Origin of the sequence: Chryseobacterium sp. 22458 (genome assembly GCF_052044975.1) — a bacterium.
Taxonomy (GTDB): Bacteria; Bacteroidota; Bacteroidia; order Flavobacteriales; family Weeksellaceae; genus Chryseobacterium.
In genome coordinates this window covers 45,614-58,724 of sequence record NZ_JBQEOA010000006.1, presented here as the reverse complement: position 1 = coordinate 58,724, position 13,111 = coordinate 45,614, and the positions used below count along the sequence as shown (strand labels likewise).

Below are 13,111 nucleotides of genomic sequence, written 5' to 3'. Positions count from 1 at the left end.
ATGAATAAAAGATACAGCTTACACCACATTCATTCGGCGGATGAGTTTACATTCTCACCTGCCGAATACAGCTATTTCAAATATGGCGATAAGTCGTATGCCGAAAAATTTGCAAAAGAATTATTCGATGGATTTATCTCGGAAAATGAGAAAATTCTGGACACAGATAAAGAGATCGTAGTGCTTCCTAGCCCTTATATGGCGATTCCTACGGCTTCCAATTTCCTGTGCTTTTATTTTAAGAAGTACCTGGATTTCTATTTGTTTCAGAAAGAGAAAAAATCCAGTATTTTATCTAAAATCAATAGAAACCATACTTATATCACAGATTATGGGAATCTTAATTTTGAAGACCGTAAAAATCTGATTGCTAATGATACTTATTACATTGATAAAGATTTTTTAAGGGGAAAACTTTGTATTTTTATAGATGATATAAAAATCACGGGAAGCCATGAGTATACGGTTAACAGAATTCTGGATGAATACAATGTGGAAGCAGACTTTATCTTCCTGTATTACGCAGAACTGATGAACTTTGAACTCGATCCTAAAATTGAGAACTTTTTCAATTATTACGCTGTGAAAAACGTAAAACATATTGCAGAAGTGATGAATAAAGAAAGTTTTCAGTTCAACACTAGAATTGTGAAATATATTTTAGGCTTAGATTCAAGTAATTTTGATTATCTTACGTCTACTATAAAAAGAGAACAGATGGATCTCCTTTTGGAGCTCGCCATCAGTAACAATTATCATTTAATAAAAGAATATAAAAACAACATCAATACTTTAACACAAACGGAATTATATTATGGCTATTAACTTACAAAAAGGACAAAGAGAAAACATCAACGCACCTAAATTCACTGTAGGTTTAGGATGGGATATCAATAATACTTCTACAGGAACAGCTTTCGACCTTGATGCTTCATTATTTTTGCTTGGAGAAGACAAAAAATTAGTTTCAGATAATCACTTTATTTTTTATAACAACCTTGAATCTCCGGATAAATCTGTAATTCATACAGGAGATAACCTTACAGGAGAAGGATCAGGTGATGATGAGCAGATCAAGATTGATCTTACAAAAATTGATGATGCGATCAAAGAAATTACAGTAGTTGTAACAATTCATGAGGCGGATTCTAGAAAACAGAATTTTGGACAGGTAAGAAATTCTTTCATCAGAATTTTCAATACAGATACGAATGAGGAGATCTTAAAATATGAACTGGATGAAGATTTCTCAATCGAAACGGCAGTAGAATTCGGAAGAATCTACAACAGAAACGGAGAATGGAAATTCGAGGCTGTAGGAGCAGGACAGAGAGACGGCCTTGATAAATTTGTATCACTTTATCAGAAGTAATTATGGACAATCAGGAAAATCAATCAATAGATCCGATGGGATCAATAGAACCTCTTAAGACATTTGAACCTACACCAATGGTTCCGCCGGTACCGGCTCAGCCTGTTCAGAATGCCGCACCGGCAGTTCTTGTAGACAGGGAAGGAAATGTCAACCTGACGCAGCTGCAGTCTGAAGAACGTCAGAAATATGAAGTGCTTGCCAATTCGATTGATGAGGCCAATCCGGGTTCTATCGTAAATTTCGGGGCAGAACTTCAGAAAACATTAACCAACCAGAGTGACAGCTTCCTAGGAAATGTAAGAAGATCGAATTCCGGAGAAGTTGGAGGCCTTATCAATGACCTCTTGGTAGAGCTGAACTATGTAGACGTAGATGAGCTTAACGGGAATAAAGTGAAAAGCTTCCTGAGTAAATTACCATTTATGAAAAAGGTGATCACTCAGGTTGAAAATTTATTTGCAAAATATGACAAGATCATCAATAATATTGAGCAGATCTCATACAAAGTAAATGCAGGAATCATTACTTCCACTAAAGATAACGCTGTTTTGCAGACGATCTTTGAAAGTAATGTAAACTCCATCAAGCAGATCGAAGATCTTGTGATCGCAGGGAATATCAGAATGGAGAGAGCTGCTGTTGAGTTAGCCCAGATGGAAGCAAATCCACAGAATTTTCAGGATTATCAGATTGCAGATAAAAGAGACTTTATTGCAAGATTAGACAGAAGAATGGCTGATCTTAAAGTAGTACGTGTGATCATGATGCAGTCGCTTCCACAGATCAGACTTGTACAGAATAACAACGTTTCAATCGCTGAAAAGGCGCAGACGATTCTTACTACAACGCTTCCTGTATGGAAAAATCAGCTTTCACTTGCTGTCGCCATGTACAGACAGCAGCAGAATATTGAGATCCAGCAGAAAGTGTCTGCTACTACAGAGGAGATCTTAAGAAAGAATGCAGAGCGTCTCGGGCAGAATTCCATCAATGTAGCCAGAGCGAATGAGCAGACGATTGTATCTGTAGAAACATTGAGAGAAACAACCTCAATGCTGATCAATACATTGAATGAAGTGAAGCAGATCCAGAAACAGGGTGCAGACAACAGAAGAAAGCTGGATCAGGATCTTCAGACCCTGGAGCACGAGTTAAAAGCAAATGTCAGAGGCTAATTTATAGGTATCAAGGTGGGGGATGATGCAGCAACCATATTGTCGCAAAGCAGAAGAAGATTAACAAGGCTTAAGCTTCTTGCGAATTTTTTTGAACATATTGACATAATATCCATTTACATCAAAACAGATATTATCCACAATCTGTTCCAGGAAAATACGGCTTTAGATTACAATAAACTGGAGCTTTTTCACCTGCAGTATACCGACAGCCTCATAGAACTTCTGACGAAAATCAAAAGACAGAAGGAGAATGATATGCTGGCTGTCATCAATGAAATTGACATTAACAATAAATATATTTCAGGCTTTGAAGAAAGACGTGTAGACAGTTTTCAGACTGACCGGAAGATGTACAGCGGTGTATTTTCCCAGCATCTGAAAACCCTTTATAAAGATCTTACGGAAGATATCTTTACGGCCAACTGGGATAATGTACTATATTTTCATAAGAAATATGCCCAGGAATTTTACAGGACAGAAGCAGACGAATCACTGCTGACGACAGGTTCTTTTCCGGCGTACCAGTACAGGGATTATTCCATTGAAAGGAAGCTTTTGGGAAGACTGAATATACAGGGATTTAAAGTCCGTTTTGTATGTGGATACCTCATAGGAACTCATGAATATGAACTTTTCAAAATATTTCAGTCTGATGACTATTTCATTTTCAGTGTAGACGAAAAGAAACTCTACCTTTTTGATAAAGAGATAGATAAATTGGATACCTCTGAAAATCAATCCAATCAGGGGACCATTATCGATCAGCTGAAAAGAAAAAATGAACAGTTGGAAAACAGTATGAATGAGAGAAAACGCACCTTACCTCCGGAAGTGGAAGGGGTGCTGAAAGACTATATCAGAAACCTGGAAAATATAGATATTATGAGCAAAATATTTGATTTTGACGAAGAAACGAATATTCTGCGGGCAATGCTTAATTTGAATTTAAACAACAACTAAGACGAAATTTGAGGTAAAGAAACCCAACAGCTTTCTTTGCTAAAGTAAATAACAACTAAACATAAAAAAATGGCTATCAACTTACAGAAAGGTCAGAGAATCAACCTTAAAAAAGAAAACGGAGCTGAGCTTTCCCAGGCTTGTGTAGGAATCAACTGGGGTGCTATTGAAAAGAAAGGATTATTCGGAACTAAAAAAGAGGCAGTAGACTTAGACGGAAGCTGTATTTTATACGATTCAAATAAAAATGTGACTGAAGTGATCTATTTCGGAAACCTGAGATCCAGAAACGGATCTGTGAAACACAGCGGTGATGATCTTACCGGTGACGTAAACGGTGATGACGGATTGGATAACGAAGTAATCACAGTAGACTTCAGCCAGCTTGAACCGAATGTGGAGCATGTGGCAATGGTACTGAACAGCTACAGGGGGCAGGACTTCGGGACAATTCCTTTTGCTTCTATTCGTATCTATGAAGGAACACCTACCAGTGTAAGAGAAGTTTTTGCAAAATATGATATTGCGAATGATGCTTCTTTCAGCGGGCACGTTGCTATGGTAATGGGGGTTTTCTACAAGAGAAACGGTGAATGGAAATTCAATGCAATCGGTGATCCTACAGCAGACAAAAAGCTGGAGCAGACCATTCAGACTGTACAGATGAATTATTTATAATCAGTTATCAATCAGAAATGTAAATAAAATAGCAATATTTGTACTCTGTACATCTATTGCTTTTATCATATAATAACATAACTCAAGTGGAACAACAAAGTATTTTAGAGCTGCACCCTGGTTTGGTGTGGGGATTTGCGGTAACAGTCGTTATCATGCTGCTCCTGGACTTAGGGGTATTTAATAAAAAAAGTCACGAAGTTTCTTCCAAAGAAGCGACAATCTGGTCTATCGTATGGATCTCGCTGTCTATGGTATTCTCAGGAGTAGTTTATTGGGTATTCAATACCGACGGATCTCCTGAAAGTCATGCATTGGCAGTAGAGAAATTTACCCAGTATCAGGCTGCCTACTGGATTGAAAAGGCCCTTTCTGTGGATAACCTGTTCGTATTCATCCTTGTTTTCGGATTTTTTAAGGTTCCGAAATACCTTCATCATAAAGTCCTCTTCTGGGGAATCATCGGAGCGCTGATCTTCAGGGCGATATTTATTTTTGCAGGAGTTGGTTTGATTAATCTGACCTATCTTCCTGAAATGAATATCTTTGGAGAAGCCGTAAAAATCAATGTTGTCATGACGCTGTTCGGATTATTCCTTGTCTATGCAGGAATCAAATCATGGGGTGATGGTGATGATGATGATGACGAAGATTACAGCAATACGGCTGGAGCAAGGCTGATCAAAAGTTTCTGGAAAGTATCGGATAACTATGACGGAGATAAATTCTTCACCATTCAGAACGGGATCAAAATGGCAACACCGCTTTTGGTAGTGGTAGGAGTTATTGAGTTTACAGACGTACTTTTCGCAGTAGACTCTATCCCGGCGATCTTTGCGATCTCAAATGATCCTTTCATCCTTTATACCTCCAATATCTTTGCGATTTTAGGATTAAGATCATTATATTTCTTATTGGCCAACTTTATCCATATGTTCAGCAAACTTCCGTACGGACTGGCAATCATCCTTTCCTTCATCGGAGTTAAAATGCTTATTGCACCATGGATTCACATTCCTTCTCCTGTTTCATTAGGAATTGTAGGAGGAGTATTGGTAATATCTGTTCTTTTATCAATTATTTTCCCTGATAAAGAGGAAGAGAAAAAAGAAGAACTGGAAGAAAAATAATTTTTCAAAAAAATAGATGAAAAGCCTTTGGAGTATAGCTCTGAAGGCTTTTTGTTTTAGCTGAAAATACATTATTTGAAGCTACATTATAAGCAGCATTAAATTTTATCGGAGATAAAATCCTTGCGCCTTAATAAAGGTATTTATTAAAAAATTGCGTCTTTGTGCTTTCCAAGAATAATAAATAAATAGACAGACTTGTCTGTATGTTTTTTTTTTCATATATTTGTTTCATAAAAGAAGGCAATATGAAATCTCCAAGAGAAAGAATAGTAGACACTACCTTTCAATTGTTCACAAAACAAGGGTATAATTCTACCGGAATCAATCAGATCATTTCCGAGGCAGGAGTAGCCAAAGCAAGTTTCTATCAGTATTTTAGATCCAAAGAAGACCTGTGTGTAGAATTTCTGAACGTGAGACATGACTATTGGTTTGGTGAACTCAATCATTTTTTAGCAAAAGAAAAGGATCCAAAATCTAAAACCATCAAAGCATTTGATTTTCTGGTACATATGAATGCAAAGGAAAACTTCCGGGGATGCAGCTTCCTGAATATTTTATCAGAGATTCCAATGGACAATATCAAAATTCTCAGCGTCATTCAATCCCATAAAGCAGATCTCAGAAACTTCTTTTTAGAATTACTGGATAATGATGAGCTTTCCGATCATATCTATATGCTTTTTGAAAGCAGCATTACAGAAAGCCAGCTTTTCAGATCCAATGAGCTGATTGAAAAATCAAAAAAAATAGTCACCAATTTAATCGCATAAAAAATGGAGCAAAAACATCCGCTGCCGCCTTTCACCCTGAAAACGGCAAAACAAAAAATTCAACTGGCAGAAGATGCCTGGAACAGTCAGGATCCCGAAAAAGTTTCCAAAGCTTATACTACAGACAGTGAGTGGAGAAACAGGGACACATTCATCAGTGGAAGAGAAGAGATAGTGCTGTTTCTTCAGAAGAAATGGGAGAAGGAACTCAATTATAAACTGAAGAAAGAATATTGGGCTCACACAGACAACCGCATTGCTGTGCGTTTTGAATATGAATACCAGACAAAAGAAGGAAATTGGTTCAGAGCCTATGGAAATGAAAACTGGGAATTTGATGAAAACGGATTGATGGCAAAAAGATATGCCAGTATCAATGATCTGGCCATCAACGAAGAAGATCGTAAATTCAGATAGAAAAAGGACTGTTGTGAGGACAGTCTTTTTTATGTTTAATAAGTAAGTTTTGTGAAAATCCTTTGATTTTTACTTTATATGAACTTTTCTTCGGTATCATTTTAAACTTGCTTAAGTGGATTCAAGTGTTTAAAATTATAACTTTTGTGATTAAAAATCATTAATGTACAAGCTGAAACAGATCGGTCAGGATTTGAATTATTCTGTGTTTTCTCATGTGGTCACAGCCTATAATTCAGTTTTCTTGCCGTGGAGAAGCTTATTGATCTTTCTTCTGGTCTGTACAGAAACTTTATAGGCTTCATCACGCAGTTTCTGTATTTTTCCGACAGGCTGGAAAATAGATTTGCTTTCAAACGGATTGAAGGAAAGAAGCTCACTATTGCAATCACGGGGATCCAATAAGGATTCTCTGTCGATTTTTATTTCACCGATTTTAATGAAAGGTGAATTTTTCCATTCCACATTCAGTTTGTTGATGGGCTGGTTTTCCAGGTCATAGCAGAGCTGAATAAGGACATCAGCAGAGAAATCATGGGTCTGGAAATAATCTTTCAACGCATTTTGAATATTCTGCTTCTTACCTGTGTTTTTATCTACAGACCTGGGTTTTAGTTTGATTTTCATCATATGATCTCCCAGACGGTAAGCCCCGACAGAATGGTAATCGAAAGAGAGAATAAAATCATTTCTTTTACTGATCAGTTTTAAAACATTTTTCATAAAAGAACCTGTGAGAACGGATGGAAGGACTTTGATCATCTGGCCGGCCAATGAAAACAAGCTGCTCCATTTCTTTATGTAAAACCGGTTGATCGCCGTAAACAGTTTTAAAAAAGTAGAAACAGAATTTACCGGAAATAAAGGAAAATTAACCAACGGGTAATTGGCCAGTAACCCTCCGTTTTCATCTTTGATCTGTACTGCAAAACCATAGGCCGGGATATCTTTTTTTGAATTCCGGATTTTCAGCTGGGCATTGGAAAACCTTATCATCAGATCAAATTTTTCTTTATCGAAGAAAATCTTCAGAGTTTCAGGAATGTTGGGATCAACACAGAATCTTCCTTTTGCTACCGCATAGGTTTTGGCATGAGCATTCCTGGTAGCATAATTAATGTCACTTATGGATGGGGATTGTTCTACGAAATCAGCGATCGTTTTTTTATTGATTTCCAGAAGCTCTTTTTCCTCTTCATTAAGCTCGTCAAACTTCTTATTATATTTTATTGGATTTGGCATTTAGTTTTTAAATCCAATTATAACGCCAAGTTTCGGAATCTGCGTTAAGCAAATATTACAATTATTTGAATTTTAGTGAAAAAGAGTTGACAAAATGTAAAGAGAATAGATGTTATTTCTGAATTTTTAATGTAAATAATTGATATTTAGTTTTTTATTTTTAAATATAATCTTAATCTGATTATGTGGTATGGGCAATCAGACATTTAAACTCAATCTTAACCTTAAACTCAAAAAGCGTTATCTTTGTAAAAAATTATAATATGGGCGTAGCAGATATGTTATTTAAACGTAAAAAAGAATTAGCCGAAAAGAACCTGAAAGACGGTAAAGAATATATGGAAGAGTATGGTAAAAGAGAAAGCGTTGTGCAGTTACCAAGCGGCTTGCAGTATGAAATTATTACAGAAGGTGACGGAGCAAAACCAGGTCCTAAATCTACTGTAAAATGCCACTACCACGGAACAACTATTTCCGGTAAAGTATTCGACAGCTCTGTAAAAAGAGGTACACCTGCATCTTTCCCTTTAAACAGAGTTATTTCCGGATGGACGGAAGCTCTTCAGTTAATGCCTGTGGGGAGCAAATGGAGATTGATTATTCCCCCGCACTTAGCCTACGGAGATCAGGAAATCAGCAAAGAGATTGGGCCTAACAGCACCCTTGTTTTCGAAGTTGAACTGCTGGATATTAAATAATCCTTCTTAAAAATAAATTAAAAATTTACCTGAATTCAGGTAAATTTTTTTATTTGTTTTATATTCGTATTAATGAATTATATGAAAGCTGACGAATGAATTCTGATAAATGATTCACCATTACACAAAAAAGATTTGAATGAAAAAACTTTTCTCCCTTTTTATCGTTTTCGGTTTGCTTACTTCCTGTGTTTCTAAAAAAAATCAGGTGATTCAGCAGAACATCCTTACCCTTAAAGACAGTTACTGCAAAGCACCGTTCAAATACAATTATACCAATAAGCTTCCTTCTTACAATTCGGATTCTATTCTTGCTGCCAATAAAGAGTTGAAAGAAATTTTTTCCGACCAAAGTATACTGATCCTGAATGCGCTGGATAATCTGGATGAAGTACATGATATTATGGAACTTAAAAAAGACTCTTCTTTAGCCTCTCAGGTCAAAGTTTTGCAGCTTAAAACAAAAATAAACAGCAAAATTACGATTGCCCTTACCGAGCTGGATGCTGTAGCGGCAGAATTTGATTGTGAAGGGGAAAGGGTAGCCCAGATAGGAAATTATGTGGATAACCTCAACACTTCAAGAAATAATAAGATGATTCTATACTCCATCATTGCAGGAGCAGCCGCTTCTATAGCAGGCGGAATTGTAAAAGATGAGGGTTGGAGTAATGCTATCGACATCAGCGGAGGGGTTTTGGGAGCAGGTTTTGGTTTGGCAACTCTTAACCCGAAAGGAAAAAAAGTAGAATTTATCCATCAGCGAAACCTTCTGAGAGATGTCTGGAGAGAAAAATTAGAATCTCCCAACTTTCCGCCATTCATCTGGTATATGTATACTGAGAAGAAATTTTCCAACAGGGAAGAGCGTTCTATTATCGGGAATATGAAAGAAAGATGGCTGCATTATCAGTTTGATGATAATAAATCAGCTGCAGATCAGTCGGTTATTTTCAGTGACGGTGGCTTCTACAGGGCAGATGACCTTCATAACCGGGCTGCAATGCTCAATCAAATGCAGTCTGCAACCAGAACCATCAATCAGAACATTAATTATTTGCTTCTGGATCTGGACAAATTGATCCTTTAAGAAAAATTTAACTGTAATAAAATTTGTTACATTTGAAAAAATGTTTACCTTTGTCCTGTAATTAAAATGAACAATACAAGATTTGCTACGGCAGTACATATTATGACCTTATTGGCAAAAAGTCCTCAGGAGTGGCTCACTTCTGACTGGATAGCGGGTAGTATTAATGTAAACCCGGTCATAGTGCGAAAGGAAATCAGCGTATTGAGAGAAGCAGGATTGATTACCAGCAGACAGGGAAAAGACGGAGGCAGCCAGATTGGTAAAAATGCCGTGGCGATCACCATTTCTGAAATTTATAAGGCTGTAAAAAATACAGAAGTTTTAGGAAAGAAAAATCAAAACCCTAATCCGGCCTGTAGTGTCGGTAAAGAAATTAATATTCATTTAAATACATTATTTGAAGAAACAGATCAATTGGTTGTTAATTTTTTAGGAGATAAGTCATTGCAGGAATTCGCTGACCAGTTCGAATAAAATTTTTTTAAACCTAAATGTAACAAAATTTATTACAATTTAAAAATAAGATATTATGAAAAAAGTAGCAGTAATTGGTGCCACAGGATTTGTAGGAGCACACATCGTAACAGAATTGGCAGACAGAGGATATGCCGTGGAAGCTTTGGTAAGAGATGCCTTAAAGGTAAAAACACAGGAAAATGTAACGGCAAAAAGTGTAGACGTTAATAATGTAAGCGAATTAGCCGAAGCTTTAAAAGGGAGTGATGCCGTGATCAGCGCATTTAATGCAGGATGGACAAACCCAAACCTTTATAACGATTTCCTTAACGGTTCTGAAAATATTGAAAAAGCAGTAGAAGAGTCAGGAGTGAAAAGACTGATTGTGTTAGGAGGAGCAGGAAGCCTTTATACACCGGATAACGTACAGATCGTAGATACACCGGATTTCCCTGATGCATACAAACCGGGAGCAACAGCATCAAGAGATTATTTAAATAAGATCAAAGAAAATAATACCCTGGACTGGACATTCTTCAGCCCTGCTATTGAAATGAATCAGGCTAACGTAGGAGTAAGAACAGGACAATACAGAACTTCACTGGAAACTCCGGTATTTGATGAGAACGGAAGAAGCCGTCTTTCTGTAGAAGATGTAGCAGTGGCTTTGGTGGATGAGCTGGAGCAGAATAACCACATCCGTGAACGTTTCACTGCAGCTTATTAATTTAAATAAACAAAAATGCTTAAGAAGAAGTTATTATCGTTGATCGCCGTTTTAGGATTCGTCAGCATATTTGCAGGAAACCTGAAGGTCAAAGTATACAACCCCGGAACCAAGGCTATCTTTCCGATCACCTCCACTATTATTTATGGAGACAAGGATGCTGTTCTTATTGATGCCCAGTTTCAGAAACAGTATGCAGAAGAACTGGTAAAAGAAATAAAAGCAACCGGAAAAAACCTTAAAACCATCTTTATTTCTCATAGTGATCCTGATTTTTACTTTGGACTGGATGTGATTAAGAAAGCCTTCCCTGGCGCAAAGATTATTTCAACTGCACAGACTGCTTATCTTATTTCCGCTTCAAAAGACGATAAGATGGCCGTATGGAAACCACAGCTGAAGACAGATGCTCCATCAGAAATCATTATTCCCGAAGCTGTAACAGCCATCCCGGACCTGGAAGGAAATAAAATTGAGATCAAACAGAATCCTGATGATCCTGCGCACAGTTTCCTTTGGATTCCTTCCATCAAAACAATCGCAGGGGGAATTTCAGTATCTGTAGATTCTCACCTCTGGATGGCAGATACCCAAAATGTGAAAGCTATTGATCAATGGATCGGGCAGATTGATGCGATGAAAGCCCTGAAGCCTGAAAAGGTTATTCCTTCTCATTTTGCAGAATTGTCTGCATCATCACAATCTCTTGATTTTGTGAAAAGCTATCTGGAAAACTATAAACAGGCAGTAACTGAAAACAAAACTTCATCTGCTATTGTAGATTTCATGGTTAAAAAATACCCTAAGCTACCAGGAAAAGAAGAACTGGAAATGGGAGTCAAAGTTTTCTTAGGTGAAATGGACTGGGATTTAAAATCACCTTATCCTGCAATTGGCCGTCAAGTTGAAGTGGATTTTGGAACCGTTAAATTTGTTCTGGATTTTAAAGATCATAAAACAATGACCTTTACCGGAACCGCAGGCAGTTCAAAAAACAGTACGGATACCGTAGAATATACAGTAACAGAAGTGGCCAGAAATGTTTTTATGGTATATTGGCATGAACCTCATCTGAAATTCAATGTCACTCATATTCAGGATTACAATAAAAATATTGTGTATTCTAATATTGCAGGACCAGACGGTACTTTTGTACACCCAAAAGGAACGATTAAAATTTTAAAATAACAGAAATTCAATAGGAGCGGGCTTTAGCCCGCTCTTTCATTATAAAGGTTTTCCGTTGGCTTTAGCCAAAATTGCGTAATCATTCCGATCAGAAGCTGCATTCAATTTTGATCCAAGCCTTAAAGTAAAAAGCTGCCTCACCGGAGACAGCTTTCTTTTATAGATTCATAAACAATTTCGGATTCACCGGTGTATTGTTTTTGTGTACTTCATAATGAAGATGCGGCCCTGTAGAACGTCCGGAATTACCGGATTTTGCAATGACCTGGCCTACTTTCACTTTATCATTCACCTTAGAAACGAGTTGAGATAAATGTCCGTATAAAGTAGCAAGTCCGTTTCCGTGAGAAACGATCACACAATTTCCATAGCCGCCTTTCTGGCCTGAGAAAATGACTGTTCCTGCAGCAGCTGCTCTTACATCAGAGCCATACGCAACTGCTATATCAAGCCCTTTGTGAAACTGCATCTGGTCTGCTTCAGCAGGTGGATTGTTTTTTTCAGCGGGAACTGCTTTAGAACCATTTACTGCAACAGTTTTAGTCACAGCGGATGTCGCAGGAGCAGAAGCAACCGGTGCCGCTTTGGGAGTCACCAATACTTTTACTTCTCTTTTATTGCCATAGCTGTCTGTAAGTTCAACGATTTTTTCTACAGGTTCAGCTTTTACTTCAGGTTTTGGAGCTGCTGTTGCCACTGGTTTTACCTCAGCCGCAGTACCTGACCTTACGGAAGCGTACACGGTTTTAAATGGGATAGGATTTTTTCTTATTCCGAAATTGGATGAAATATATCCGTCTGTAGGCATTCCCAATGGTACCTGCATCAGTTTTTTCTGAAGATCCATCAGATACTGGCTGTATCGGTTGGCTTGTTTGGATAGATAAATGGAATTTGAAATACTGTCCTGATCGAGCATCATCAGTTTTTCATTGGAAATATCCTTGGATTTAAGGAAAGAATTCAGCTGACCTACGGTCTGATCCACCAAAGTGAGATCGGTTTTCATTTTCAAATAATCTACACTGTCTTTTTCAGTGTTTATTTTGACAAGGTTTACCTCATAGTTTTTGTCATCCTTTTCAGAAAAAAGTTTGGCAATAAAGATACCTTGAGCAAAAACTACTAGTAAAAGTCCTCCCAGGAGAATGTTTACGTTCTTCTTGCTGTTTAGAAATTTTTTCATATTTCTT

General features: G+C 37.3%; 15 protein-coding genes. 13 read left to right on the top strand and 2 right to left on the bottom strand.

Translation table 11 applies throughout. The features are described 5' to 3' along the window. From ACTJJF_RS18885 to ACTJJF_RS18850, 8 genes are all read left to right on the top strand, one after another. Positions 1-825 (top strand): phosphoribosyltransferase family protein, encoded by an 825-nt coding sequence (locus tag ACTJJF_RS18885; RefSeq protein WP_440700651.1) that lies wholly within the window; start codon positions 1-3, stop codon positions 823-825. Then, on the top strand, positions 815-1,372 hold the full coding sequence (locus ACTJJF_RS18880) for a TerD family protein (protein WP_440700650.1): 558 nt from the start codon (positions 815-817) through the stop codon (positions 1,370-1,372). The genes ACTJJF_RS18885 and ACTJJF_RS18880 overlap by 11 nt, the downstream gene beginning before the upstream one ends. Before the next feature lie 2 nt (positions 1,373-1,374). Continuing rightward, on the top strand, positions 1,375-2,550 hold the full coding sequence (locus ACTJJF_RS18875; protein ID WP_312302008.1) for a toxic anion resistance protein: 1,176 nt from the start codon (positions 1,375-1,377) through the stop codon (positions 2,548-2,550). Positions 2,551-2,565: 15 nt separating this feature from the next. Further along, positions 2,566-3,513, top strand: a complete 948-nt coding sequence (locus tag ACTJJF_RS18870) for a hypothetical protein (protein WP_312302010.1) — start codon at positions 2,566-2,568, stop codon at positions 3,511-3,513. A gap of 69 nt (positions 3,514-3,582) precedes the next feature. Continuing rightward, a complete protein-coding gene (locus ACTJJF_RS18865; RefSeq protein WP_312302011.1) occupies positions 3,583-4,191 on the top strand; it encodes a TerD family protein in 609 nt (202 codons plus the stop codon). 86 nt (positions 4,192-4,277) lie between these two features. Then, positions 4,278-5,321, top strand: a complete 1,044-nt coding sequence (locus ACTJJF_RS18860) for a TerC/Alx family metal homeostasis membrane protein (RefSeq protein WP_440700649.1) — start codon at positions 4,278-4,280, stop codon at positions 5,319-5,321. A gap of 248 nt (positions 5,322-5,569) precedes the next feature. After that, the gene (locus ACTJJF_RS18855; RefSeq protein ID WP_440700648.1) at positions 5,570-6,097 is read left to right on the top strand and encodes a TetR/AcrR family transcriptional regulator; all 528 of its coding nucleotides are present in this window, start codon (positions 5,570-5,572) and stop codon (positions 6,095-6,097) included. Between the two features lie 3 nt (positions 6,098-6,100). Next, the gene (locus tag ACTJJF_RS18850) at positions 6,101-6,514 is read left to right on the top strand and encodes a nuclear transport factor 2 family protein (protein ID WP_440700647.1); all 414 of its coding nucleotides are present in this window, start codon (positions 6,101-6,103) and stop codon (positions 6,512-6,514) included. 228 nt (positions 6,515-6,742) lie between these two features. Here the strand turns inward: ACTJJF_RS18850 and ACTJJF_RS18845 are convergent, their stop codons facing one another. Beyond that, positions 6,743-7,756 carry a catalase gene (locus ACTJJF_RS18845; RefSeq protein ID WP_440700646.1) on the bottom strand — a complete coding sequence of 338 codons (1,014 nt, stop codon included), beginning with the start codon at positions 7,754-7,756 and terminating at the stop codon, positions 6,743-6,745. Between the two features lie 263 nt (positions 7,757-8,019). On the opposite strand from ACTJJF_RS18845, the gene ACTJJF_RS18840 reads away from it, so the two are divergent. The 5 genes from ACTJJF_RS18840 (at position 8,020) to ACTJJF_RS18820 (ending at position 11,918) form a co-directional block, all read left to right on the top strand. After that, positions 8,020-8,454, top strand: a complete 435-nt coding sequence (locus ACTJJF_RS18840) for an FKBP-type peptidyl-prolyl cis-trans isomerase (RefSeq protein WP_051934256.1) — start codon at positions 8,020-8,022, stop codon at positions 8,452-8,454. A 139-nt stretch (positions 8,455-8,593) separates the two neighbouring features. Continuing rightward, the gene (locus ACTJJF_RS18835) at positions 8,594-9,544 is read left to right on the top strand and encodes a hypothetical protein (protein ID WP_312302022.1); all 951 of its coding nucleotides are present in this window, start codon (positions 8,594-8,596) and stop codon (positions 9,542-9,544) included. Between the two features lie 66 nt (positions 9,545-9,610). Further along, positions 9,611-10,021, top strand: a complete 411-nt coding sequence (locus ACTJJF_RS18830) for an Rrf2 family transcriptional regulator (protein WP_440700645.1) — start codon at positions 9,611-9,613, stop codon at positions 10,019-10,021. Positions 10,022-10,076: 55 nt separating this feature from the next. Next, the gene (locus ACTJJF_RS18825) at positions 10,077-10,730 is read left to right on the top strand and encodes an NAD(P)-dependent oxidoreductase (protein WP_440700644.1); all 654 of its coding nucleotides are present in this window, start codon (positions 10,077-10,079) and stop codon (positions 10,728-10,730) included. A 15-nt stretch (positions 10,731-10,745) separates the two neighbouring features. Beyond that, the gene (locus ACTJJF_RS18820) at positions 10,746-11,918 is read left to right on the top strand and encodes a MoaF-related domain-containing protein (protein WP_440700643.1); all 1,173 of its coding nucleotides are present in this window, start codon (positions 10,746-10,748) and stop codon (positions 11,916-11,918) included. Between the two features lie 157 nt (positions 11,919-12,075). On the opposite strand, the gene ACTJJF_RS18815 is transcribed toward ACTJJF_RS18820, so the two are convergent. Next, on the bottom strand, positions 12,076-13,104 hold the full coding sequence (locus tag ACTJJF_RS18815) for a peptidoglycan DD-metalloendopeptidase family protein (protein ID WP_440700642.1): 1,029 nt from the start codon (positions 13,102-13,104) through the stop codon (positions 12,076-12,078). Between the last annotated feature and the right edge of the window lie 7 nt (positions 13,105-13,111).